Source organism: Mucilaginibacter sp. (assembly GCF_025359345.1).
GTDB lineage: Bacteria > Bacteroidota > Bacteroidia > Sphingobacteriales > Sphingobacteriaceae > Mucilaginibacter.
In genome coordinates this window covers 64418-90020 of record NZ_JANYGQ010000013.1, presented here as the reverse complement: position 1 = coordinate 90020, position 25603 = coordinate 64418, and the positions used below count along the sequence as shown (strand labels likewise).

The 25603-nt window shown below is 44.2% G+C and carries 18 protein-coding genes; 15 read left to right on the top strand and 3 right to left on the bottom strand.

Annotation, left to right across the window (positions count from 1 at the left end):
- Positions 1–136: 136 nt before the first annotated feature.
- The 5 genes from Q0R52_RS07145 (at position 137) to Q0R52_RS07125 (ending at position 11566) form a co-directional block, all read left to right on the top strand.
- On the top strand, positions 137–6589 hold the full coding sequence (locus tag Q0R52_RS07145; protein WP_295793452.1) for an alpha-2-macroglobulin family protein: 6453 nt from the start codon (positions 137–139) through the stop codon (positions 6587–6589).
- A gap of 198 nt (positions 6590–6787) precedes the next feature.
- Positions 6788–7291, top strand: a complete 504-nt coding sequence (locus Q0R52_RS07140) for a hypothetical protein (RefSeq protein ID WP_295793450.1) — start codon at positions 6788–6790, stop codon at positions 7289–7291.
- 352 nt (positions 7292–7643) lie between these two features.
- Complete coding sequence (locus Q0R52_RS07135; RefSeq protein ID WP_295793448.1) at positions 7644–8651, top strand: DUF3078 domain-containing protein; 1008 nt, start codon at positions 7644–7646, stop codon at positions 8649–8651.
- Positions 8652–8991: 340 nt separating this feature from the next.
- Positions 8992–9519 carry a hypothetical protein gene (locus tag Q0R52_RS07130; protein WP_295793444.1) on the top strand — a complete coding sequence of 176 codons (528 nt, stop codon included), beginning with the start codon at positions 8992–8994 and terminating at the stop codon, positions 9517–9519.
- Between the two features lie 97 nt (positions 9520–9616).
- Positions 9617–11566 carry a PQQ-binding-like beta-propeller repeat protein gene (locus Q0R52_RS07125; RefSeq protein WP_295793443.1) on the top strand — a complete coding sequence of 650 codons (1950 nt, stop codon included), beginning with the start codon at positions 9617–9619 and terminating at the stop codon, positions 11564–11566.
- 354 nt (positions 11567–11920) lie between these two features.
- Here Q0R52_RS07125 and Q0R52_RS07120 read toward each other — a convergent pair whose 3' ends face one another.
- Positions 11921–12358, bottom strand: a complete 438-nt coding sequence (locus tag Q0R52_RS07120) for a hypothetical protein (protein ID WP_295793441.1) — start codon at positions 12356–12358, stop codon at positions 11921–11923.
- A 147-nt stretch (positions 12359–12505) separates the two neighbouring features.
- Between Q0R52_RS07120 and aroE the strand changes: the two genes are divergently transcribed.
- The 3 genes from aroE to Q0R52_RS07105 all read left to right on the top strand — a co-directional run bounded on the left by aroE (position 12506) and on the right by Q0R52_RS07105 (position 15784).
- Positions 12506–13306, top strand: a complete 801-nt coding sequence (aroE, locus tag Q0R52_RS07115) for a shikimate dehydrogenase (protein WP_295793440.1) — start codon at positions 12506–12508, stop codon at positions 13304–13306.
- A complete protein-coding gene (locus Q0R52_RS07110; RefSeq protein ID WP_295793438.1) occupies positions 13303–13881 on the top strand; it encodes a gliding motility lipoprotein GldD in 579 nt (192 codons plus the stop codon). The genes aroE and Q0R52_RS07110 overlap by 4 nt, the downstream gene beginning before the upstream one ends.
- Positions 13882–14137: 256 nt before the next feature.
- Positions 14138–15784 carry a M1 family aminopeptidase gene (locus Q0R52_RS07105; protein ID WP_295793437.1) on the top strand — a complete coding sequence of 549 codons (1647 nt, stop codon included), beginning with the start codon at positions 14138–14140 and terminating at the stop codon, positions 15782–15784.
- Between the two features lie 125 nt (positions 15785–15909).
- On the opposite strand, the gene Q0R52_RS07100 is transcribed toward Q0R52_RS07105, so the two are convergent.
- On the bottom strand, positions 15910–17238 hold the full coding sequence (locus Q0R52_RS07100; RefSeq protein ID WP_295793435.1) for an alpha-L-fucosidase: 1329 nt from the start codon (positions 17236–17238) through the stop codon (positions 15910–15912).
- A 284-nt stretch (positions 17239–17522) separates the two neighbouring features.
- Here Q0R52_RS07100 and prfA point away from each other — a divergent pair, with 284 nt between their 5' ends.
- The 6 genes from prfA to Q0R52_RS07070 all read left to right on the top strand — a co-directional run bounded on the left by prfA (position 17523) and on the right by Q0R52_RS07070 (position 23404).
- Positions 17523–18596: a peptide chain release factor 1 gene (gene prfA / locus Q0R52_RS07095; RefSeq protein WP_252790159.1), complete on the top strand. Its 1074-nt coding sequence runs from the start codon at positions 17523–17525 to the stop codon at positions 18594–18596.
- A 257-nt stretch (positions 18597–18853) separates the two neighbouring features.
- Entirely contained in the window at positions 18854–19801 is a 948-nt protein-coding gene (locus Q0R52_RS07090; RefSeq protein WP_295793432.1) for an FAD:protein FMN transferase, read from the top strand.
- Positions 19802–20161: 360 nt separating this feature from the next.
- On the top strand, positions 20162–20356 hold the full coding sequence (locus Q0R52_RS07085; protein WP_295793431.1) for a hypothetical protein: 195 nt from the start codon (positions 20162–20164) through the stop codon (positions 20354–20356).
- Positions 20357–20384: 28 nt separating this feature from the next.
- Positions 20385–21269 (top strand): hypothetical protein, encoded by an 885-nt coding sequence (locus Q0R52_RS07080; RefSeq protein WP_295793429.1) that lies wholly within the window; start codon positions 20385–20387, stop codon positions 21267–21269.
- Positions 21270–21275: 6 nt separating this feature from the next.
- Entirely contained in the window at positions 21276–21959 is a 684-nt protein-coding gene (locus Q0R52_RS07075; protein WP_295793427.1) for a response regulator transcription factor, read from the top strand.
- A 110-nt stretch (positions 21960–22069) separates the two neighbouring features.
- Positions 22070–23404: a HAMP domain-containing sensor histidine kinase gene (locus tag Q0R52_RS07070; RefSeq protein ID WP_295793426.1), complete on the top strand. Its 1335-nt coding sequence runs from the start codon at positions 22070–22072 to the stop codon at positions 23402–23404.
- An 82-nt stretch (positions 23405–23486) separates the two neighbouring features.
- Here Q0R52_RS07070 and purD read toward each other — a convergent pair whose 3' ends face one another.
- Entirely contained in the window at positions 23487–24761 is a 1275-nt protein-coding gene (purD, locus tag Q0R52_RS07065) for a phosphoribosylamine--glycine ligase (protein ID WP_295793424.1), read from the bottom strand.
- A gap of 167 nt (positions 24762–24928) precedes the next feature.
- Here purD and Q0R52_RS07060 point away from each other — a divergent pair, with 167 nt between their 5' ends.
- Positions 24929–25465, top strand: coding sequence for a hypothetical protein (locus Q0R52_RS07060; protein WP_295793422.1), 537 nt, complete (start codon positions 24929–24931; stop codon positions 25463–25465).
- Positions 25466–25603 lie beyond the last annotated feature (138 nt).

The window sequence follows — 25603 nt, the reverse complement described above, 5'->3', positions numbered from 1 at the left end:
ATGATGACGTATTATCAATTAATTTATGGAAATTTCCCCCATCCTGCATCATATAATAAATAAAAACAATATATTATGCAACAATATTGCATCTATTCCGTTTATTGCTTAAATTCACCAAATAAACCTTTGGCCAATGTCCTTATCCATTACAAAAATCGTTAGGTGCCTGCTCGCTGCAAGCCTGCTGCTGTGCTTTACAATAAGCTATGCACAAGATAAATATGCAAAGCTCAGCTTGCGGATCGATTCGCTGGCAAACATCGGCCTGCCAAAATCAGCCTTAAAAGAAGTTGATAAGCTGGATGCCCTGGCGCGCGCAGATAACAACATTGCGCAGCAGGTAAGGGCGGTAATATACCGCATGACTTTCCAATCATACCTCGAAGAGGATGCGCTGGTTGCCATTATTACACGTTTAAAGGCAGATATCGACAAAGCTGAATTCCCGGTTAAGCCGGTGCTGCAATCGCTGCTGGCGCAAATGTACTGGGAGTATTACAAGGAAAATCGCTACCGCTTTGGTCAGCGCACCAAACTTGAAAAACAAGATGTAGATTTCCGCAACTGGGACACCCAAACCGTAATTAATGAAACCAGCCGCATGTACGCCCTTTCGCTGCAGGATGTGGTGAAGGAACAAAACACTTCGGTAGGCGTGCTTGATGGCGTTTTGGAAGGCGATAAAGAAACCCGCTACCTGCGGCCAACTTTGTACGATTTGTTGGTGCACCGCGCTTTTGATTTTTACCTTTCGGACGAGGCGTCCATAAACAAACCCCGGCTGCCTTTTACTCTGAATGACCCGCGCTTTTTTAGCGACAGCCGGGCCTTTGCCGGTTTGGACATTAAAACTACCGACACAGCCTCAACTCTTTACAAAGGGATCAAATATTTGCAACAGGCAACACTGTTCCATCTCGAAAAAAACAACCGCGAAGCATTGGCGGATATCGATATAAAACGGCTTGGCGTGTTGTTTAGGCAAAGCAGTGTGGCGGGTAAAGATTCGCTTTACATAAAAGCCTTGCGGCGGGTTGCTGATAATTTATCGACTAGTCCTATCAATGCAGATGCATTGGTATTGATTGGAACTTACTATAAAGACCAGGACAGCCTAACTACCGCCTATAGCTATTTTAAAAAAGCGGTTACCATGTATCCCAAAAGCCGTGGTGGTGAAACTGCCGCCGCTTCAATAATTAACATCCGGCAGCCTACCCTGTCGGTATCAGTCGAAAACGTTAACGTGCCGGGCAAACCTTTGTTGGGGTTGGTGAGCTATAGCAACGTTAAGGAGGCTAAGGTTTCTATCTATTATCTATCGCCGGCCCAAATACAGCAGTTAACCGGCAAAAGTTCGTTGATTGATCAGTTTTATCTTGGGGCTGCTGATAAAATTATTAAATTTTTAAAGCCCCTGCGACCGGTACAGGAGCGGCGCCTTTTGTTGCCCGGCATAAACGACTACCGCAAGCACAGCGCGGAGTTTAAGATAGACAGTTTGCCGGTTGGGCGCTATGTTACGGTTATCAGCAATGTGCAATCAAAAAGCAGGTATCTATCCCAATCAACTAACTTTAGAATAACCAGTTTATCGTACGTGGCGCGTGCCCTGCCAGGCGGCCAAACCGAACTGAGGATTGTAAACCGTGATAGTGGTGCGCCTTTGCAGGGCGTAAAAGTTGTGATTTACCGGTCGGACTATGTTAAAAATAAAAACGTTAAAAATGTTGCGTTTTCCGGGCTGTCAGATATTAATGGACGATACCTTTTTAAAGGTAAAAATGGGGAACAATATAACTTCATCCTCAGCTACAAAAACGACAATTATGTTGAGGAGGAGCGAGATTTTTATAATTCAGAAACTATCGAAACCAGTAGTAAGCCGGTAATAAGCACAATTTTATTTACCGACCGGCAATTGTACAGGCCCGGGCAAACTATTTACTTTAAAGGCTTGCATATAACAACAACAGATGGTAAAAACGCGATAGTGCCGGGCGAAGACGTGAAGGTAAGCCTGCAGGATATGAATAACAAGATTTTGACGGAGCTTACTTTAAAAAGCAACGAATTTGGGTCGGTTCAGGGCTCGTTTGTTATCCCGCAAAATATTGCCAACGGGCAGGTATCAATTGTTGCTGTAAATGGCAGGGCATTTGTTCGGGTTGAAGAATACAAGCGGCCGACCTTCCAGGTTACTTTTTCGCCGGTTAACGCATTGTACCGACCTGGCGATTCAGTAAAAATAAAGGGCAGGGTGATGGCTTTTTCCGGCTATGGCATATCAAATGCCAAAGTAGCTTATCACGTTACCAGCAGGGTAATGCCAGTATACGATGAGCGCTTTACAAAAAGCCGCAATATTGGGTCAGTTTGGTCGAGAAACGGTGAAGTTGCTGCCGATACCATCCAAACAAATGATAAAGGCGAATTTGAAACCCGGTTTAAAGCATTAGGCGATACGGTAACGGTTGCTGCGCGCGCGTTTGATTATTCGGATATTTATATGGTTAATGCCGATGTTACCGATGCATCGGGAGAAACGCAAACCGCAGCCACCTCAATTATAATAAGCAGTAAAGTGCTGGATATTGATGTTACTGTACCAGCAAAATGGTCGGCCAAAGATTCGGCTTTGATACCTGTGAGGCTAAATAATGCAAATGGCCAGCCTCAAAAAGGAACTGTAACTATTAAAGTATTCGCGCTGAAACAACCACAGCAATTTACTAAAGACCGCGTTTGGCAATACCCCGACCAGTTTATGCTGACCAGGGATGAGTTTAAAAAAACTTTCCCCGCATATCCCTGGAAGCAGGAGACCGACCCTGCGGGCCTGGAAGTTTTGAATAAACTAAGCGAAGTAAATATTACCGCCGACAGCACGATGGGCATGTTAGATTTGGGCGTACTTAAAAAACAAGCTAATGGCGTATATAAAATTGTAATAAATGCCCGCAGTGATAACGGCGATATTACATCGATGACCAAATTTGTGAAAGTAGTTAACGGGCCCACCCCGGTGTGCGATACCGAGGACTGGCAGTTATTCACAACGGTGAAACCCGGCGAAAGCCTGGAGTATTTAATAGGCACCGATAAGCCCTCGCATGTATTGATGGAAAAATTCGACGGGGCAAGATTGCTCTCTTCTGAATGGATTACATTGAGCGGCCCCTACCAGCAAACTATAAAAGTGCCTGTGCCAACTACTAATCAAAACAGCTTTGGCGTACAGTTTTTAACGATGAGCGATAACCGGATGCACATTTTTTACAACCAAATAAAAGTGAGGGACACCGTTAAAAAGCTGCCCATACGCTTTATTACTTTCCGCAATAAACTGCAGCCGGGCGAAAAAGAGCGATGGAAGCTGCAAATTGCCGGCACCGATGAAAAAAATGCAGCCGAAATGCTGGGCGCTTTATATGATGCATCGCTGGATGATATAGCGCCTGCCCAATATTGGCAAACTGATTACGGTTATTATCTTCCATATACCAGGGATTATTTTATTTGGATACGGACGCAACTTGCCGAAGAAACCACCGCCGAATGGATAGACAGAGACGAAGATACACCGGGGTATTCGCTTGACATTAACTACGAGCGGTTGAATTTATTTGGCTACGACTACTTCGGCGGGGATAACGGTGGCTACAACTCCTATCTTGAGCAAGTGAAGGAAAACCTTGCAAATCTTAAGGCCGACAAAACCCTTGCTGCGGAATATTTTAAAAACGCAGCTTTAGTTAAGAGCGGGTACGATGTAAGTGGCAAAACGATGTTTAACCGGCATACTTTGCCGGGCGTTAAAATCAGCATAAAAAACATCGGCATAAGCACACGCTCAAACTCAAAAGGGTATTTTAAAATTAAAGTGCCTGTTAACGGTATACTTGTTTTTAGTTCGCCGCCTTTCCCAAAAAAAGAAATTAAAACCAAAGCCGCGAGTCAACTAACTGTACAGATGGGCAGAGGCAACAACGGGCCTGTTATAGAAGAATTAAAAGTTGCCGACCCGGGACAGAAAAGTAAAGGTGGAGTTGCTATGATGTATGACGAGTTATATGACCCCAATTTAAGGGCAATGGTTTCGGCAAGTAAAGTCCGTACTGCTTCCTTTGGCAATGCCAGCCCTGCTTCTGACATGGAAGTTAGGGAGCCAAATATTAACAAGGCACTTGCGGGTAAAGTAGCCGGTGTACAGGTAAGGAGTCAAAGCGCCGCTCCTTTGGGTATGCCTGTTCCCATCATCCCCCGCAAAAACTTTAACGAGACAGCCTTCTTTTACCCCCAGCTGCATACCGACGAAAAAGGACAGATATTGATTGATTTCACCATACCAGAGGCGCTTACCCGCTGGAAGTTCCGCGGCTTTGCGCATAATAAGGATCTGCAAACCGGGTATGTGGAGAATGAAGTCATCACCCAAAAACAATTGAGCATCAGCGCCAATATGCCGCGCTTTTTGCGCGAGGGCGATACCGTGTCGGTATCGGCAAGGCTGGCTAACTTAACAGACAAAACCTTAAAAGGCACAGTAAAAATGCAGTTGTTTAATGCGCTGAACATGCAGCCGGTAAACCTCTTCGCAAATAAGGCCGATGGCGAGCAAACTTTTGAAGTGGTCGCCAATACCAATAAGGCCGTTACCTTTATCCTTGTCATTCCGGCCGGACTGGATGCATTAACCTACCGCCTTACTGCCGATGCCGGTCAGTTTACCGATGGCGAAGAAAATACCCTGCCGGTGCTGCCTAACCGCACGCTGGTAACCGAATCGATGCCGATGATGGTGCGCGCCGGGCAAACCCGCAGCTTTACATTTGATAAGCTGGTAAAGCAAAGCAGCAAAACCCTGCAAAACAAAACGCTAACACTGGAGTACACCCAAAATCCGGCATGGTACGCAGTACAGGCCCTGCCGTATATGATGGAGTTTCCGTACGAGTGCGCCGAGCAAACTTTTAGTCGTTACTATGCCAACAGCCTGGCCACTAATTTGGTGAATAAGATGCCGGCTATTAAGCAGGTGTTCGACCAATGGAAGGCGGGTAGTAGCACAGCGTTATTATCAAACCTCGAAAAAGACCAGGAGTTGAAAGCTACTTTAATTGAAGAAACGCCATGGCTGCAGGATGCCGTGAGCGAAACCGATCAAAAGAAACGCATTGCCCTGCTGTTTGATTTAAACAAAATGAGCGACGAGCTGCGTATGAATTTGGATAAGCTGCAAAAGAAGCAATTGCCTGATGGCGGTTTCCCGTGGTTTGGGGGCGACAGGGCCGACAGGTTTATAACCCAGCACATTTTGCAGGGCATTGGAGAGTTGCACCATCTGAATATTGGTAACGATGCGGGCCTTGAACCGATGACAACGAACGCATTAAACTACATGGACAGGCAATTGATCGCAGATGATAAGCTGTTAAAGAAAGATAAAGATTACGCCAACAGGCCGATAAATGATATGGAGATACAGGCCTGGTTTACGCGCAGCTATTTCTTAAATAATACGATAGATGCGCCGGTACAAAAATTATTGACCGATTACCTGAATCGCGCCAGCACCCAATGGACAACACAAAATGTTTATGAACAGGGTATGATCGCCTTAACGATGCAGCGCTATAAAAAACCGGCGGTAACCCAGCAGATAGAAAAATCGCTGTTGGAAACTGCGCAGCAAAGCGAGGAAATGGGCATGTATTGGGCCAAAAACCAGCGCGACTATTTTTGGTACGAAGCACCCATCGAAACGCAGAGTTTACTGATCGAGCTGTTTACCGAGGCCGGCAACAACACCAAAGCGGTGGACGAAATGAAGATATGGCTGCTGCGCAATAAGCAAACCAATAACTGGAAAACTACTACTGCAACAGCCGCCGCCTGCTACGCATTGCTGTTAAAAGGCGATGATATTTTAGCCACCACCGGCACATCAACCATAAAACTAAACGGAAAACTGCTGGAAGAACTGAAACCGGGTGTTAAGGCCGATGCGGGCAACGGTTATTTGAAAACCAGCTGGGCCGATGAACAGGTGAAGCCTTCGCTTGGCAAAATAGAAATACAAAACGCAAGCACCAACACCACCTGGGGCGCCATGCACTGGCAATACCTGGAAAATTTGGATAAGATAGCCTCGGCTCAAACCAATATACAGTTGGTACGCAAATACTACATCCAGAAACAAGGCGATACCGGTCCGGTATTGGTTGCTGTCGACGCCACGCATCAGCCCAAAACAGGCGACTTGCTGAAAGTAGTCATCAACCTGAAAGCCGACCGTGATTTTGAATACGTGCAGCTAAAGGATTTACGCCCCGCCGGTACCGAACCTGTTGAAGCGCTATCAACATATAAATACCAGGACGGTCTCTATTATTACCAGGTAACTAAAGATGTAGCCACCAACTTTTTTATAAGTTATTTGAACAAAGGTAACTACGTGTTTGAATACCAGCTGCGGGTAGCGCAACCCGGCAATTTTTCAACCGGGATAACCAGCATACAAAGCATGTACGCGCCGGAGTTTAATTCACACTCGGAAGGGGGGAGGATGGGGATTGGTCATTAGTTATTGGGTCATTATGTCATTGGTAAAAAGGGAAGTTTATAGCTTTCCCGCTTTGTCATTTCGAACGATAGTGAGAAATCTTGTCCGCCTTGCCTGTCCGCATGCTTAGCGCATGTACAAGATTTCTCCTCGTACCTCGTTCGAAATGACATAGTGGAGTAGTGCAACAAGATATTTACAGCTAAAATCAATTTAAAGATGAAAAATGAAATTTATAGGTTACTTTTCTTTTGTTCGATGCTTTTGTTTGGTTGTAACCATGGCCAAAATAAGTCTGCACAGCGTAATGGTGACAACTATAAACGGATTGAAAACCGTGAACAATGTTTCACAGCCATTTATCAAAAAGACAGCGCTTTTTTGAAATTTAAAACTTTGCCGAATGGTAAAATCAAGGGCAGGTTAGTTATAAAATATGCAGAACCTGAACCCGATGCCCTGGAAAAAGACTTTTATCACGGCGAAATTATAGGGCAATTCAAAAAGGATACTCTATTCGCCGACTATATATTTACCGATGGTACCAAAACAACAGTTTACAGGAACCCGATTGCCTTATTAAAGAAAAACAACAAATTAATACTTGGTTTTGGCGCCATTGAAAATTATTTGGGGAAATCCTGGCTTATGAATCACAAGGAAATAAATTTTAACAGGAGCAGATTTCAATTTCTGCCTACTGCGTGTAATAACCAACTATAAACTCAAACCAGGATTATTCATTAAAAAGTGTAAACTTTTTTCAAGACCATACGTCATTGATAATGAGCATGTTTCACGGCGTTCCAGGTGTTCCGCGTGGAAAAATGGAACGCTTGAGTGCATATAATCCCCGGCAGCTTCACTTGATTTTTCAGCAACCGCGCCGGCGCGGCTTTGTGGTCGGTCCATAGGGCTCCTCAGAAGCTAACTTTCTGTCTATACTTCATTTTTATCCCCCTCAAATGCCACATTTTTATTATATTATAATAAATTTGCCGTTTTAACTGTTAACGCTTAGATGAAATTGCTTTGTGCTGTTGCCATTAAAGCTTTTGTTTAAAAATCTGCCACTATGTTTAAAACCACCCCCGGGTTACTATTTCTCATACTGTTAGGCGCCGCTTTATCGGCCAGCGCACAAAAAACCGACTCGCTAAAAGTTGATACCAACCAGTTAAATAAATATCGTATTGAGCCGGTTAAAAATGCGCTGCCCTTCCGGTTTCGCGAAGTGCAGATACACCGCCATGAAGTACCCGTTACGATGCTGGATTACCGGGTAAGCTACTGGCATAAATCAATATTGTTTGGGTTAAACTTCAGCCAATCGGCCTTTAGCAGCAACTATAGCGCAGGGGGTATAAGTGCTATTGCGCTGGGTGGAAACTTTGACTATAAGATTGAATATAATAAGGCCCCGCTTGATTTTACATCAGAACTGGCGCTGCTTTACGGCATCTCTAAAAACAAGGGCCAGGGCTCGCGCAAAACCAACGACCGTATTTTCTGGGACAACAAAATAGCGTCACAACTATCAAAACACTGGTTCTTTTTCGGGTCGCTAACGTTCGAGTCGCAGTTTGACAAGGGCTTTAATTACACTACCGATTCGGTGGGGCGCAGTGTTTCGCAGTTGATCTCAAATTTCATGTCGCCCGGTTATTTAACCGAGTCGGTTGGTTTTGAGTTTAAGCCCAGCAAGTTTTTTGATTTGCGCCTGGGTACCGGTACCGCCCGCCAAACCTTTGTGTTGGATACCACCATTTACCATAATCAACCTTCCAACTACGGCGTGCCCATAGGCAAACGGATGCTAAATGAACTGGCGTTCCAGGCAGTTGCCGTGTTTGACAAGGACCTTTCAAAAAGTACACACTTAAATGCCCGTTATGCCCTGTTCGTGCCCTACCAGCAGGGCCTCAGCTATACCAGCCACCGTGTCGACGCTGTTTTTACCTCAAAAGTTAGCCGTTTGATTGCCTTTACTATGAACGGTACGTTCCTTTACGACAAAAACACTTCATCGAAGGTGCAGGGGACAGAAGGGTTAGCGCTTGGCGTGGTGTATAAGTTCCCGTAGCACTGATAACGTAAAACCATATATGATTTCTGTTTTCCCATTGTAGCGGCGTATTGCGTACGCTCTATACCTGGTATACTCCCGGATTTTGCATTGTTGCCAAATAAAATAGCAAAACATGGCGGAGGGAATTCGATTCGCCCCTGCGATTTCCATTCATATCCCATTTCCTTTTTAACAAACCTGTTTTCAAAGAGCCATCGGCCCGGCCCATATTGTAGCGCCGGATCATCCCGCCCTGCGGTTACCCGGTATATTAATATGCCCCCATCACGGTATTTATATAAGCTGTTAATAATCAGAAATTTACAACATCTAAAACAGCAAAATAAAATCCATCATGAAAACTTTAAAATCTTCAATTATCCTGTTTGCAATAGTTGTTGCCGGGCTTACATCGTGCAAAAAGGACAGTACTACACCAAAAGCAGGCGTAGCGGCATCTTTAACTGCCGATAATTATGGCTTTGACGGCGGCGGCGGGGCAGCATTTAAAAGCACACAGGCGGGCATTGTGGTTGCGGCCGGTACATTTACCGTTTCGGCCATAAAGGATGGCACCACGCAATCAATGTCAATTGTATTGATAGGCGCTACCACAACCGGTACTTACAGCCTTGACCAGGGCAATACCGCAGGCAATGGGGCATTAATAACCAAAGATTACACCAAACCAACCGATAACACCCTAAGCTACAGCACCGACAATGACGATTTACATGGCGTTAAAGGCGGCGGTAAAGTGGTAATAACCAAATTTACATCAACCGAAGCCGAAGGCACCTTTTACTTTACCGGCTACAACTCCGCAGGTAAAGCAGGCTTTGCCGAGCAGGGTAAATTCTCCGGTAAAATCAATTCGCATTAATACTACCTCAACCAAAATGCCGGTGTAAAAAGCCGGCATATCACCGTTACAAACGGTGTTCTGCAACAAACACTAACAAACAAAAACCCAACAAATCATGAAAAAATTATTCACCCTTTTTATGGGAATGCTGCTGTGCGCAAGGCTGCTGGCAGGCGACCCGGTATGGAAAGCCAAATTCACCTCCACCGTGAACTGGCAAAAAGTTACGCCACTCGGCTTACTGGTGGTTAGCGCCAACGATGGCTTTTATGGTATTGATAATGCCACAGGCCAGGTTAAATGGAAAATTGACTTTTTAACCGATCTGAAAGAAGAAAATTACGACCCTATTGAAAATTCGCCATATGTGGCTATCGTAAAGCGCGGCATGTTCCCCGAGCATGTTATTATTGACGTGGCTACCGGTCGTGTTATTTGCAAAACCAAGGATATGGAATTTCAGCGCGTACAAAAACGTTTTGAAATACCGCGCCTGGGCGGCATCCTGTTTTATGGCTTTAACAAATCAAATAAAGGGCAAATGATACTGGTTAATGCCGAAACCGGCAGCGTATTGTGGAAACAGGAAAAACTGTTTGAAAGCAACAGCGAAATTATAACCGCCGCCCCATACGCTGTTAGCGACGAAGCCTTTGTAATATCGACCACCAAGGAGATTTACAAGCTTAACGGCAAAACTGGCGAGGTAATGTGGAAACAGGAAATGAAAACCCAGCCGCCTGCATTGCAGGAAGCAGAAGGCTTTGGCGCATTTGGCGGCAAGGGTAATGCCTTGGCAAACGGCAACGCTACCTCAACATCGGCACAGTTTTTAAAATATAAAAACCCCAACCTGATATATTTCGCCAGCCATACGGTGATGACGGCTTTTGATATTGAAACCGGCAAAGAAGTTTGGAAACGTGCGGAATTGGAGTCGCCGGTGGCGCAGATCATATTTGACGATCGCGGCATTTTACTTTGTACAGACGACAGTCGCGCCCCAAAAACCGACGCAGAAGGCCACGTGAAAAAATCGCACGGACTTATAGGTAAACTCACAAACGGCGGCGGTAGTGGAAAAGCTTTCATTAACCTTTACGACTCGGAAACCGGCGCCTCAAAATGGAGCGGTGGCGCACTTGACCTTGCCGGCTCTGTGGTATTTTACTCGTACGCAGGTAATAAGCTTTGCGTAGCTACCGAAAAAAGCAAAGGGCAGAATGCAGTTAACGTTATTGATCTTGATGCTGGTAAACCTGCTATCCCAAAACAATTAAAAGTTGACGGCACTATTGTGGATGTACGGATGCTTCCGCAAGGACTGCTATACCGCACCACCGAAGAAACTAATGTACTCGACCTGAACACTGGTAAAGACGTTTGGCCAAAATCGATAAAATATAAAGATGGTGGGCTGGGTGTGGATAAGGACGGCCTTACCTACTTTAATGCTGATGGTGCCATTTATGTAATGGATAACGCAACCGGCACTTACAAAACCTTCGCCAACATGTACAAATTTGATGGCAAAGAAGCACCCGGAAGTTTCGAGCTGCGCAGCAATGGCTTGTTATTAACATCGAGCCAAAATTTAACACTGGTTGATTTTAATGGCAGCCAGATCTACAAGGTTTACAAACCGGCACCAGGCATAAGCACGTTTGGAAAAATTATGAATGGGGCGCTGGCCGCTACGGCCATGGCAACTTCGGCCAGCCAATCGTACACCAGTGGTTATGCCCGTGGCGTAGGCGCTACCAGTGTGGCCGATGATTATCAAAAATCGGCAAATGCCTGGAGCGGGATAGCGGCAGCATCGCTCAAAGAAATCAGCAAGCGCTTTAAAGCATCAAAGTCGACTGAGGATTACCAATCCATCCTCACTAAAACCAGCGATGGCGAAGAAAAAGGCGTGGGTATTGTACGCATAAATAAAGACAATGGCAAAGAAGAAGCCGCTATTGTGCTAAACAACAAAAAGCCCGTTTACGAGCTTGATCCCGTTGGCAACATGGTTTACTATGTGTCTGGTGGCAGCGAAATCAGCGCTTACAAGTTTTAAGCAGCTGTTTGTTAGGGTACCGGCGCAGTTAAAGGCTGCGCCGGTTTTTTTCGCGCCGCAAATTTCGGTATTACATAGTGATAAATTGCTGACACTGTTTTGTCAGTAATTTTTGCATTTTTTTCGGCGGCTTTTAAGTAAAAAACAGCCATTGAGCCCCGGGAACGCATTTTTTACTAAAATACACAGACCCTTTGCTGTTCCACCCTGTTCATTGTGTTCCACTGTGAACAGGAACATTTTTTGCCGTAATTATAACAACTGATTACACAATCCAGGTCCGCAGATAACTTAGACACCGGGGTTGGGGAGGTTCAGGCGTTGCTTAATTAAACAGCATGTATCCGCCATTCACTACTTCACCCGCTTCATCCTCGAAAACGGGTATCCTCCGCACCCCTTCATCGGGTTCGCCCTGTCGGCAGCTGCCGTTGCTTCGGCTGCTGCATCGGTTGGAGCGTTATAGGCCGTAAGGCAATAACCCCATTTCCAGGGCGCCATGTTATCGAAAGTCATATAATCTATACGGGTATAAAGGCCGCCCTCGCCGGGGTTTTTTGCATCGTTTTTTGCGATGATGTATTTCTTCTCCAAATTCCATTTAATGATGTGGAAACGGGTATTGGATAGCTGCAGCCAGAGGGTGTCGGTTATTTTGTAGCGTATCTGGTAGTCGTCTTCAAAGGAGCCGAGCATGTAATCGGGTGGTTTTATGGTAATAGCCGGTTGGGCCTGAGCGTGGGCTTTGGTTAAAGTGAACAGGATGAGGATAAGCGCAAAGTATTTTTTCATTTAACAGGTGCTGGTTAGCAATATTACAAATCAATCATAACAATTGCCCGATTTCTTACTAATATTACATTTTAAAAAAACCAGGATTTTAAACAGGCTAACCGCAATGTCTTAAATCTCAATACTCACGTCTCAGATCTAACAAAAATGAAACATTACGGGCTTATTGGCTACCCGCTTACACATTCGTTCTCGAAAAAGTATTTTACCGAAAAGTTTGAGCGGGAACATATTACCGATGCGGTGTACCATACTTTTCCGTTGGAGCATATCTACGATTTGCCGGCTTTACTTGCTAAAAACCCTGAACTGTGCGGGCTTAATGTTACCATTCCCCATAAATTATCTATACTTAAATACCTGGACTGGATTGAGCCTGATGCAAAAGGAGCGGGTGCAGTAAACTGTATCCGTATAAGTGCCGAAAGCCCTGTGATGGCAGCTTTCTCGGGCGAAGTGGGTATAAAAGGGCACGATTTCAGGCTAGAAGGATTTAACACGGATATTTACGGCTTCGAGATGAGTTTAATGCCGCTGCTGCGTGATTATCATGACCAGGCGCTGGTTTTGGGCGATGGCGGGGCTGCTAAAGCTGTGAAATGTGTGCTGAATAACCTCGGTATTGGTTTTAAAAGTGTAACACGCAAACCTTTTGGAGATAATTTACTATTCAAGGATTTAAAGCCACACCATATTACCAAACACCTCATCATTATTAACACTACACCACTGGGCACATCGCCAAATGTTGACGAATGCCCGGATATCCCTTACCAAGCCCTGACCGAGGATCATTTACTTTACGATTTGGTATATAACCCCGAAAAAACACTGTTTTTGCAAAAGGGCGAAGAGCAGGGTGCCACAATAAAAAACGGCTACGAAATGTTAATACTGCAGGCCGAAAAGAGCTGGGAAATATGGACAGAAGCACAAAAACATCCATGAGGAAACTAATATTACCGGTAATTATCATCCTGCTTTTTGCTGCGTGCAGCGGCAACCACGATTATTCGCCAAAGCCGCGGGGGTATTATCGTATTGTTTTCCCTGAAAAGGCCTATCAGCCATACCAGGCCGCTGCGCCTTTTACCTTTCAATACCCCACCTACGCGGTTATTGAGCCCGACAAAAATGCCAATGCAAAGCCTTACTGGCTAAATATGCAGTTTAAGCAATTTAATGGCACGCTACATTTGAGCTATGAGCACATCAACTCAAAAAAAGAATTTAACCAACTTGCTGAAGATGCACATAAGCTGAGTTTTAAGCACACCATTAAAGCAACGTCTATCGACCAGGGTATAATCAACTACCCGGACCGGAAGGTTTACGGCATTTACTATAGTATTGAAGGCAATGCAGCATCGTCCGTTCAGTTCTATTTAACCGATAGTACAAAAAACTATATCCGCGGAGCGCTATATTTTAACAACGAACCCAGGCTGGATTCGATACAACCCGTGCTTACGTTTGTAAAAAAGGATGTTGACTTGATGATAAAGAGCTTTACGTGGAAGTGAGGGGGAGTCGGAAGTCGAAAGTCCGAAGTCGGAGGTCTGAAAGAAGAAAGTTTTGAAGCAGACGTCACAATGCCGACTGCGGAATTACGAAATGAATAACCGCTCCTTTAGGGGCGAAATATTGGTAGCAATAAACATAATATGATTTGCGCTCCGTAGGTGCGTAACCGGCGAATGCAAATCCGGGGGTGATTTTCGCCTATCGTGATATCGGATTTTTTTAGGATGTTTACACATAATTCATAACTAACTGACCATGAATAAAGCCTTTTCATTTTTTGCTTTGGCGATGTTGGGTTGTATGCTCTCGAAAGTGCAAGCCCAGGCGCCGACCTTTGATGTGCAGCACTACCGTTTTGCGATACAAATTAATGATAGTAACGACACCTTAAAAGGGCAGGCCAAAATCAGGATTAAATTTCTGAAGAATATAAGTGCTTTCCAACTCGATCTGGTTAAACAACAAGCCGCCGGAGATACCGCCAGTAATTCGGGCAGTACGCACGTGCGCAACAATAAAACTGTAAGCACCGCAGGCAAGGGGATGCTGGTATCGTCTGTAACTGAAGACGGCAAGAACATAGCATTTACGCAGGAAGCCGAAAAGCTCAACATTAACGCAACTGCCGCCGCCGGCAGCGAGCATAGCTACACTGTAAACTACGCCGGGATACCTGCGGACGGGCTCATTATATCAAAAAACAAAGCAGGGCACCGCACTTTTTTTGGCGACAACTGGCCCAACCGCGCACATAACTGGCTGTCCTGCGCCGATTACCCCGGCGACAAAGCCCAGGTCGATTTTTTTGTTACCGCACCCGGTCATTACAGTGTAGTATCAAATGGATTGAAAATTGAAGAAACCGCTTTGCCCTTTAATTTTAAGCTGACACACTGGAAAGAGACTGCACAATTACCAACAAAGGTTATGGTTATAGGCGCAGCAGATTTTGCCATTGACCACCCCGGCGACGCCGGTAATGTGCCAATTTACACCTACGTATTCCCTGAAAGTAAGGATGCCGGCTTTAAAAGCTATGCGGTGGCACCCGAAATTGTAAGGTATTACCAAAAAAGCATTAGCCCGTTCCCGTATAAAAAGCTGGCCAATGTGCAGTCAAAAACCATATTTGGCGGTATGGAAAACGCGGGGTCGATTTTCTATTTTGAAGAATCGCCAACTACAAAAGGTATTGAAGAATTAATGGCACATGAAATTGCCCACCAGTACTTCGGCGATGCTGCCAGCGAGAAAAATTTTGGTCACGTTTGGCTGAGCGAAGGGTTTGCCACTTATGTTACCAATCTCTACCTTGAAAATAAATACGGCCCCGATACGCTAAAGAAACGCGAGGCCGACGACAGGAAAGTGGTTTTTGGCTTCGAGAAAAGAAGGCATACTCCAGTGGTTGATACGCTGGTAAAAGATAACTACATGCAACTGCTTAATGCCAACAGCTATCAAAAAGGTGGCTGGGTGTTGCACATGCTGCGCCACAAAATTGGCGACCAGGCATTTTGGACAGGCCTTAGGAATTATTATGCTAAATACAACGGTGGCAATGCCTATACAAGTGGTCTGCAAAAAATAATGGAACAGGCCAGCGGCAAGGATTTGAAACAGTTTTTTAACCAATGGCTATACACGCCCGGTCACCCGGATTTGGCTATCACCTGGAAATACAATGCTGCAAAAGGCGCTGTCGACATAACCATTACCCAAAAACAGGATGTGTTATACGACGTATTGCTCGACTTGCAGATAGGCAAACAGGTCGATACTGTACATTTAAAAGATAAAACCACAACCGTACAGTTTAAGGTGCCCGCAAAACCTGTTGATATTAAGGCTGACCCGAATGTTAAATTATTGGCGAGCTTTGAGGTGAGCGAAAAGAAATAAAATAAACTCGAATTTCACGAATTAAGCGAATTTTCACGAATTAGAACGGCCGCGATTTTTTCGAATTAATCTGGTTTTATAATTCGTGTAATTCGATTTAATTCGTGAAAATTAGTATCTTATCATTACAGCCCTCCCTCGCCGCGATACAATTTCACCGGCTTATCCAACTTTACCTTCAATACCGTCATATATTTATCCTGCACATTTTCGGGTAAATCAATGTAAACCAGGCCCGGTACTTTGCTCCATGATATTTTCCCAACTACTTTCGGGGTAAGCTTTGCGCCATTTCCAACTACAGTTATATCTTCAATTTTATTGTCAAGCCCTTTTATCATCAACGTCCCAACGGTTTTGGCGGGCACAAAAAGGTATAAGGTGGTTGAGTCTTTCGACATGGTGCTTGCTCCATAAAAATGCCCGGCAGGCAGTCCCGCCTTAGCGCCGAAGATAGCCTCGCCATTCTTTTTGTTCCAGGCACCCAGTTCCTTTAAAACATTAACTTCCTGATCAGGGATGGTGCCGTCTTCTTTGGGGCCAATGTCGAGCAGCAGGTTGCCGCCATTGGCCACAGCATCAACAAAAATAGTGATGATTTCGTACGGGGTTTTCCAGTTTTGGTCCTGCGGCTGGAAGCCCCAGTTGTCGTTAATGGTCATGCAAAGTTCCCACCAGTTAAACGGCGGGCGCGTAACCGGGAAGTTCTGCTCGGGTGTGGTATAATCGCCATAGCCCTGCAGGCGGCCGTTTATAATTGCACTCTTATTCCTGGATAGAATGATATGTCTCACCTTTTCGGCTTCCCATTCCTCGGCGCTGTGTTCCCAATCTCCGTCAAACCACCACAGATCGGGCTTTAAGGTATTGGCGATCTCGGTAATCTGCCCCTGGAAAAACATGCGAAAAGTGCTCCACCGGTCGTAATCGTTCTGCACCTCATAGCGCGAGCTATCCTTTAAAAACCCGGGATAAAACTTATTCGACCAGTCGATAAGTGAAAAATAAACACCGCATTTGATATCGCGCTTGCGTAATTCATCAAAAAAAGGTTTCACCATGTCGCGGTTGGCCGGAGTCTTTTTTACAATGTTTAAATCGCTTTGTTTAGTGTCATACATAGCTACACCGTCGTGGTGCTTGGTTGTAATAACCGCATAACGGGCGCCGCTTTCCTTAATCAAATCGGCCCAGGTGGCCGGGTCGTATTTGCTTAGGGTGAAACCCTTCAGCTGCTTCATATAGTCGGCATAGCTTATTTTTTTATTGTGAAAACTCCACGATTCATCGATGCCATTTACCGAATAAATACCCGCATGTATAAAAATACCCAGCTTGGCATCTTCAAACCAATGCATTTTGTCGGCAATAGTTTTTGGGTCGATTTTAGTTTGGGCATGGCACAAACCAATTGTAAAACAAATAATTAACCCCAGAGTTGTTTTCCTTATCATATCGTTTGCATGTATATGTTGAGCAAATAGACTGCGCAATATTAACAAGAAATAGCGTCGATGGTTGTCTCAAGATTAAATAAGGCCAAATTCGCCCATTAAATAATCGGCGAAATCAACACAATCACCCCAGTCAGTGGTTCTCTTTACATCTGCATGAATTAATATTGCGCGTAATTACGTACCTTTGTGCGCTTTAATTAAAGCCGGGGATAACAGGAACAAGGGACTGTCTTTTACAAGACAATCCTAAAGCCTATCAATCCTAAAAATCATAGTTTGTTATGTTAGAGAAATTAGAGGCGATATTTCAACGCTGGAAAGATGTAGAAGCTGAACTGAGCAGCCCTGATGCCATGGCTGATATGAAGCGTTTTGCCCAGTTGAATAAAGAATACAAAGATTTGGCAAAGGTTGTTGACCAGTACAACATTTACAAAAATATAATGAGCAATATCGACAGCAATAAGGAGATATTAGCTACCGAGAAAGACGAAGAGTTTCGCGAAATGGCCAAAGGAGAACTGGATGAGTTGCTTACCAAACAGGACGAAATGGAAGAAGCTATCCGTTTGATGCTGATACCTAAGGATCCTGAAGATTCGAAAAATGCGATTATTGAAATCCGTGGCGGTACCGGTGGCGACGAGGCTGCCCTTTTTGCCGGTGATCTTTACCGCATGTACATGCGCTATTGCGAACGCCGCGGCTGGAAAACAGAACTGGTTGACTATACCGAAGGCACATCTGGCGGATACAAAGAAATTGTGTTTAATGTAAATGCCGAAGACGCTTACGGCAATTTAAAATACGAATCGGGTGTGCACCGCGTACAGCGTGTGCCTGATACCGAAACCCAGGGCCGTGTGCATACATCTGCCGCTACTGTAGTAGTACTACCAGAAGTGGATGAGTTTGATATTGATTTGCAGGTGAGCGATATCCGCAAGGATTTATTCTGCGCATCAGGACCAGGCGGGCAGTCAGTAAATACCACCTATTCGGCAGTTAGGTTAACACACATACCATCAGGTATTGTGGCACAGTGCCAGGATCAGAAATCGCAATTAAAAAACTACGACAAAGCATTACAGGTGTTGCGCTCACGCGTTTACGAAATGGAGCTGCAAAAACACCTGGAAATAACTTCGAAAAAACGTAAAACCATGGTATCAACCGGCGACCGCTCTGCAAAAGTTCGTACTTATAACTACCCGCAGGGCCGCTTAACTGAACACCGCATAGGCTTAACCATTTATAACCTTACCGGCGTAATGAACGGCGATTTGCAGGATATTATGGAGGCGCTTCAGTTTGCGGAAAATGCTGAGAAATTGAAAGAAGGCACAGTGGCATAAAATAGTTTTACTAATTGCTTAAATAAAGACGCCCTGATACATCGGGGCGTTTTTGCGTTAATGTCTTTTTGTTGCAGTTTTGACATAGGCCTGACCGTATTACCATTCTCACCGACCCCATTTCATCTCATTTTCATAAAGCAATGCTACTTTCGTTATAAAGTTTAGCGGTATACTGTATTAACGTTAATAAAATGCAGCGTATTGCCGGTTCAAAATAAAGGCGATGTTATAAAGCCTTTTAAATTGTTTAGCGTATGTTGGCTGTAAAAACCATTTCCCCTAATAGCAATTCTGTAATTTTCAGACGTTCATTACGCCTGATGGGCGATCAGTTTGAGATAAGTGTAGTTGGTGATAACCCGGCGTGGGCCGAAGGATGTTTTAATGCAGCCGTTGCTGAAATAACCAGGGTTGAAAAATTGCTAAGCGCTTTTAGCGATGACAGCTGCATTAATGCCATTAACCGGAACGCAGGCGTAAAACCTGTAAAGGCAAATGCCGAAATTTTCAGGCTGATTGACCGTTCCCTGCAAATATCGGAACTGACTCACGGTGCATTCGATATTACTTACAATTCGGGCGGTAATGACGATACTGACCTTGAAAACTTAAATGGCCGCACAGCTGCAAAAACCATGGTTAGCAATGCTAACTATAAAAACGTAGTACTTAACGCGACGGAACAAACTGTATTTTTAAAAGAGCCGGGCATGCGCATTGGCTTTGCTGCAAATAGCAAAGGCTACGCTGCTGACAGGGCAAAATATATACTGCAACTACAAGGTGTAAGCAGCGGCGTAATAAACGCAGGCGGCGATTTACTAACCTGGGGTAACCAGCCCGACAACGAGCCATGGACCGTTGCTGTTGCCGACCCATCGCAGGAAAAAGCGGTGTTTGCCAATGTCGCCATCAGTAATATGGCTATAGCAAGTTCGGTATATACCGAAAAATATGCCACTATAGTTGATAAGAAATTGTTAGGCTCATTTACTCCAAAAAAGGGTTTCCCTGTAAGTAAAATAAAAAGCGTAAGCATAATCAGCACCACCGCCGAACTGGCCGATGCTATGGCTACCCCAATAATGGCAATAGGCATAAATGCGGGCCTGTATTTAATAAACCAGCTAAACCAAATGGCCGCTGTTATTATTGACGACCACAGTCGCGTTTATACCTCAAAAAATATAAACATCAATTAAATTTTATTTTTCATTTCGAGTTGATTAAATAAAAGCTAATTTTAATCCGTTCTGGTGTATAAAACACACTATAAATGCTATTGAAATAAACCTCAATTATATTATTCCGATCAGTTTTAGATTTAATTGCCTGGCGCATTGTTATTGAATGCCGCCCGTGGTTCAGCTAATTAAATGGCCAAGTTTAATTGAATACTATTTGAAAAGAATTTTAACATTTTCTACTCTGTAATGATAAAGTGGTTTTCGTATATTGTCCTGTTGTTATTGTTTGCACCATGTTTATCATCTGCCAAAATAAAAAATACCCATTTTAGTTTTGTTTGTAATAATTTGCGGATAAGTTTGTCTGTTAATAAAATGTTAACGGATACCGCCAAAACAAAGAAACAAGAGCAGGAGGACAAAAAGAAAATTAAAGAGGTAGCTAAAGCCAAAAAGCAACCCAAGCCCGAGAAACCGGTTGAGGTAACGCCCAAGCCAAAACCAAAAAGACAGCGGAGACCGGAAGGTTTGGAAAGGCCGCCTGAAATACCAAGGCACAATGGCAATTAACAATTAACCAACTTATTGCTGAGCGTAAATGAAATACTACCTGGTATTGCTTTTAATTATAACGGGGACCGCAGCAAATGCTGCGAACCTTGAGCCGATGCTTTACAAGTACGCAGAAAAGCGTGCTGTTGCCGATACCGATACCGTTTTCAGGAAGCGATCGATTTCTGTTGGGGTTAATTATGGTAGCGACGTACAATTTTTTGGGCGCACCGGGCCTATTAATTACCCCTTTTTAAGTACCGATGTAATTTACAATACCAAAACCGGCTTCTTTGTATATGGCTCGGCAGTAAAGGTAATAGGGTACGATCCGTTGGTTGACGAAGTGGATTTGGGAACCGGTTATTTTTATAAATACAATAAAAAGGTTACCGGCACTATTAGCTACACAAGGTTTTTGTTTATGAAAGCAGCAGCCGATGTTATAAAGTCGGCCTCATCAAACGATATCAATTTTAAAAACAGCTTCGACTGGAAAATTGCCAAAACGAGTGTTACGGCAGATTATTTGTTTGGCAAATCGAGCGATTTCTTCCTGACATTCAGCACGTCAAAATATATTGAGCCGACCTGGAGTATTTTTGATGACCAGGATTACGTATCATTCAATCCAACAATCACTGCCATTTTTGGCACTCAGAATTTTGTGGGCAAGTACTCAAGGGACCATATCAATAAGTTTGCGCTATACAGCATAGCTGAACCTCTTGAAGGATCACCCGAGCGCCCGTATAACAATGGTAAATTTAATGCCCTAAATTACAGCCTGAAACTGCCTATTGCCTACAACCGCCCGCATTACACACTGGAGGCATCATGGAAATACTCGATACCGGTAAATGTGGAGGGCGAACTGAAAAACCGGCACGAGGTGTTTTTTAATATGACATTTTACTACTTATTTTTTTAAACGCATATGAATGTTTTGATAATTGAAGACGAAAAAGCCCTTGCCGAGGAACTGGAGATTTTTCTGACCAATTACAATTACATGTGCGAGGTATGTTACGACGGTATTTCAGGCTCGGAAAAAATTGCTGTAAACCTTTACGATTTCATTTTGATCGACCTTGGTTTGCCTGACTACGATGGCCTCGACCTGCTAAAGGAAGCCAAAAAAAACAACCCCGAGGCAATCTGCATTATCCTAACTGCACGGGCAGAAGTGTTTGACCGCATAAAGGGCCTCGACCTTGGCGCCGACGATTATCTGCCCAAGCCATTTAGTTTGCTTGAACTGCAGAGCCGTATGCAGGCCATAACCCGCCGCAGGTTTGGCTTGAACCAAAACCTGGTTGATTTGGGCGGCTTCGTTATTAACTTAACCGAGCGCATCATCAACTATCAAAACATCGAAGTAAATACCATCACCAAAAAGGAGTTCGACCTGATAGCGTACTTAATTTTGCATAAAAATCGCACGCTTACCCGGTCGCAGTTAAGCGAGCATATTTGGGGAAGCATTATTAATGACGACTACGATTCCAATTATATTGATGCCCACATAAAAAACATCCGCAAAAAATTAAATGTATACGCTTCGCCCGATTGGTTGGAAACGGTACGTGGTTTGGGATATAAAATAAAAATAAACAGTTAAGAGGAAGAGAGTCAAGAATCAAGCGCCAAGAATCAAGATAGGAAGCCGGTCTTTTTCCTTTCTTTTTTTTTCTCTTGACTCTTGATTCTTGACTCTTGGCTCTTCCGCCAATGAAGTTAAAAACTAAACTTACGCTGTTTAATACGATATCAAAACTGGTGATTGCAACCATTTTTGTGTTATTGCTGCCGCGTTTAATAACGCGTATAAACCAAACCTATACCGATAGCAAGCTGCTCAAACAACGTGACCGTATGATGCAGATTGTAAAAAACCAGGGGATAAAAAGCTACATCCAAAGCGACGAGAATGCGGTCGGCTTTTATACCCCGCTCAAAGAAGATTATGTGAGCCTGAATATCGACTCTTCGTTTTTTAATTTGGATACCATTAAAAATGAAAAACGCATACTTCAGGGCGATACCATTGAATACCGGATTTTGAGCCATAATTTCAGGGCCGACAATAAGAAATACCTGCTTGAGATTGCCATAAGCGTTGACACCATAACTGAAACTACCCGGCCCATACAAAATATCGCCTTCCAGGTTTTGGTAGCTATGATATTGTTGACGATTATGGCTGATCAGCTGTACTCAAATTATGTGCTTAAGCCTTTGGGGCAAATCATAAAAACCAAACTTGTTGGCCAAAAATTTCCCAATTTTGGCTCTTATGAGCAGGTAAAAACAAGCACCTCCGATTTTCAGCACCTTGACCTCAGTATCCATAAAATGATTGAGACCATTGAGGGCACATTTCAGAAAGAGCGGGAGTTTATTTCAAATGCTTCGCACGAGCTGATGACACCCATATCGATCCTGCAATCGAAAATCGAGAACATGTTTGAGCGCGAGGATATTGTGGACGAAACAAAGGCTCGCCTGCTTGAAATGCAGAAAATATTGAACCGGCTGAAAAGTATTACCAAGACCCTGCTGCTGATATCGCAAATTGAAAACGAACAGTTTTTAAAGGCCGATAATGTTTCTTTATCAGAAATGCTGCAGGAACTTTACGACGAAATATCTATTCGCCTGCAGGACAAAAACATTAGCTACGAAGCCGAGGTGCCTGAGAACTGGCGCCTGGTACACGTTAATAAATTCCTGCTGTTTAACCTGTTTTTTAACCTGATTAACAACGCCATAAAATACAATAAGCCCGATGGCGCAATAATAGTAATTGCGGCCAGGGAAAATAACACGTTTACGGTTAGCATAACCGATACAGGCATCGGTATTGCTGAAGAAGACCTGCCCTATATTTTTAACCGGTTTAAGAAAATTCGTCAATCCTTACAGCAGGATAGTTTTGGGCTGGGGCTGCCAATCGTAAAATCGATAGCCGCTTTCCACAACATAAAAATTGTGGTGACATCTCAAAAAGGACAGGGCAGCACATTTAAGCTGGTTTTCCCGCCGGGAGCGATAGAAACTTCATGAAAAGCTGCATATTAAACCGAAAAAAGCTACCAGTCAAACTTGTAGCTTCTTTCGGTCTTTCCGGACTTTTCCGACTTTCGGACTACAACAAATCAAACCCAATATCCTTGCGGAAATACATACCGTCGTAATAAATACGACTGGCATCTGCTGTGGCTTGCTGCAGGGCGTTAAACATGTTATCCTGTAGCGATGTTATGGCCAGCACCCGTCCGCCTGAGGTTTTAATATCGTCGCCATCCATATAGGTACCGGCATGAAATACCTGCGAACCGCGCACATTTTCAATGCCGGTTATGGTTTTGTTTTTCAGGTACTCGCCGGGATAACCACCGGCTACCATTACTACGGTAGCGGCAACTTTATCTGATATTTTCAGTTCACGCTCGTCAAGGTTACCCTCGGCAACGCCTTGCAGCAAGTCGACAAGATCACTTTCAAGGCGCATCAATACGCTTTCGGTTTCGGGGTCGCCCATGCGGCAGTTATATTCAATCATGTATGGGTCGCCGTCGCAGTTCATCAGGCCTATAAAAATAAAGCCTTTATAGGGTATGCCTTCCTGCTTAAGCCCTTCAATAGTAGGTATAATAACGCGTTGCTCCACCTTCTGCAAAAACTCATCACTTGCAAACGGCACCGGCGAAACGGAGCCCATACCACCAGTATTTAAACCGGTATCGCCCTCGCCAATACGCTTATAATCTTTGGCAGACGGCAGTACTTTATAGTTATTGCCGTCGCTAAGCACAAATACTGATAGTTCAATCCCTTGTAAAAACTGCTCAACAACTACTTTCGAGCTGGCTTCGCCAAATTTGGCTTCGGTAAGCATTTCAATAAGTTCCTGCTGCGCTTCCTGCACGGTAAGGCAAATTAAAACGCCTTTGCCCGCTGCAAGGCCATCAGCCTTTAAAACAATAGGCAAGCCAATGGTTGGCAGGTAATCAAATCCTTCCTGCATAGTATCGCGTGTAAATGTGCGTGAAGCTGCTGCAGGGATATTATGGCGGACCATAAACTGTTTCGAGAAATCCTTACTGCCTTCAAGTTGTGCCCCTTCGCGCTGCGGGCCGATAACCGGCACGTTGCGTAATTGCTCATCCGCCAGGAAAAAATCATGGATGCCTTTAACCAGCGGTTCTTCGGGACCAACCAGCACCATGTTTATGCTATTTGCTAAAACTACTTGTTTAATGCCTTCAAAGTCATTAACCTTAACGTCAATATTAGTACCGTACTGGCCGGTACCTGCATTGCCCGGAGCTATAAAAAGCTTTGAGCATTTATTACTTTGAGCAATTTTCCAGGCGAAGGCGCTTTCCCTTCCGCCCGAACCAAGGAGCAGGATGTTCATGGGGGCAAAGATAACGTTTAGTGATTAGAGGTTAGAGACCGGAGATTAGTTATTTTTAGCAGGAGGAAAAATCATACGATATCAATGAAATTTACAGCGACTATATTTCGTTATATTCGTGCTTTTATAACTAATCTCTGGTCTCTAACCTCTAGCCTCTGATTCCCATGTCCCGCCGATTAGATAAATACGAAAAACTGCCTGTGTACCAAAAAGCACAGGAACTGTTCGACCTTGCTGAGATAATTGCCGAAGCTCTTAAAGAGGACGAGATGAAGGAGCACCTGGCTGTGCAGATGTTTACCAATGCCGCGCTCATCCAGGCTAAAATAGCGGGCGCCGAAGGCGGCGGACTTTACACCCTGCGTATGCAAAATGCAGTTTTGATAAAACTGGCTACACAGGATATGTTTAATGCCATATCCTTTGCCTCGATGGTGGAGATCAACGAGGAAGATTATGTAGACCTGATGCGCGATAAAATTGACGAGTTTCGCCTGGTTTTTAATGATTGGGTACGCGGGTTTGACAAAACCTACGACATCCCCGACAACTGGGCCATTCGCTTTGATTGCAGTACACCCGAGCAGGAAAAACTGGAAGAACTGATGTTTGACGAGGACCGTTTTTTTAACGATTTTGATGAGGATGAAGATATTGGGGATGATGAGGAAACCGGGGAAGATGACGAAATCAGACCATAGTCCATGGACGATAGACCATGGTAATATTATCATTTGTTTTGTGCGATCTTCCGCTATGGTCCATGGTCTATTGTCTATGGACAAAAAGGAAACACTCTCGCCTCCCCATCCGTATAAAGCGTAATACTGAACGATAAA

Excerpts from the sequence above, each read along its gene's own strand:
- Q0R52_RS07125 (WP_295793443.1), top strand. The coding sequence starts at position 9,617 with ATGAAAAAATTATTCACCCTTTTTATGGGAATGCTGCTGTGCGCAAGG.
- Q0R52_RS07135 (WP_295793448.1), top strand. The coding sequence starts at position 7,644 with ATGTTTAAAACCACCCCCGGGTTACTATTTCTCATACTGTTAGGCGCC.
- Q0R52_RS07145 (WP_295793452.1), top strand. The coding sequence starts at position 137 with ATGTCCTTATCCATTACAAAAATCGTTAGGTGCCTGCTCGCTGCAAGC.
- Q0R52_RS07105 (WP_295793437.1), top strand. The coding sequence starts at position 14,138 with ATGAATAAAGCCTTTTCATTTTTTGCTTTGGCGATGTTGGGTTGTATG.
- Q0R52_RS07070 (WP_295793426.1), top strand. The coding sequence starts at position 22,070 with ATGAAGTTAAAAACTAAACTTACGCTGTTTAATACGATATCAAAACTG.
- Q0R52_RS07100 (WP_295793435.1), bottom strand. The coding sequence starts at position 17,238 with ATGATAAGGAAAACAACTCTGGGGTTAATTATTTGTTTTACAATTGGT.
- Q0R52_RS07140 (WP_295793450.1), top strand. The coding sequence starts at position 6,788 with ATGAAAAATGAAATTTATAGGTTACTTTTCTTTTGTTCGATGCTTTTG.
- aroE (WP_295793440.1), top strand. The coding sequence starts at position 12,506 with ATGAAACATTACGGGCTTATTGGCTACCCGCTTACACATTCGTTCTCG.
- Q0R52_RS07075 (WP_295793427.1), top strand. The coding sequence starts at position 21,276 with ATGAATGTTTTGATAATTGAAGACGAAAAAGCCCTTGCCGAGGAACTG.
- Q0R52_RS07090 (WP_295793432.1), top strand. The coding sequence starts at position 18,854 with ATGTTGGCTGTAAAAACCATTTCCCCTAATAGCAATTCTGTAATTTTC.
- Q0R52_RS07120 (WP_295793441.1), bottom strand. The coding sequence starts at position 12,358 with ATGAAAAAATACTTTGCGCTTATCCTCATCCTGTTCACTTTAACCAAA.
- Q0R52_RS07130 (WP_295793444.1), top strand. The coding sequence starts at position 8,992 with ATGAAAACTTTAAAATCTTCAATTATCCTGTTTGCAATAGTTGTTGCC.
- Q0R52_RS07085 (WP_295793431.1), top strand. The coding sequence starts at position 20,162 with ATGTTAACGGATACCGCCAAAACAAAGAAACAAGAGCAGGAGGACAAA.
- prfA (WP_252790159.1), top strand. The coding sequence starts at position 17,523 with ATGTTAGAGAAATTAGAGGCGATATTTCAACGCTGGAAAGATGTAGAA.
- Q0R52_RS07060 (WP_295793422.1), top strand. The coding sequence starts at position 24,929 with ATGTCCCGCCGATTAGATAAATACGAAAAACTGCCTGTGTACCAAAAA.
- purD (WP_295793424.1), bottom strand. The coding sequence starts at position 24,761 with ATGAACATCCTGCTCCTTGGTTCGGGCGGAAGGGAAAGCGCCTTCGCC.
- Q0R52_RS07110 (WP_295793438.1), top strand. The coding sequence starts at position 13,303 with ATGAGGAAACTAATATTACCGGTAATTATCATCCTGCTTTTTGCTGCG.
- Q0R52_RS07080 (WP_295793429.1), top strand. The coding sequence starts at position 20,385 with ATGAAATACTACCTGGTATTGCTTTTAATTATAACGGGGACCGCAGCA.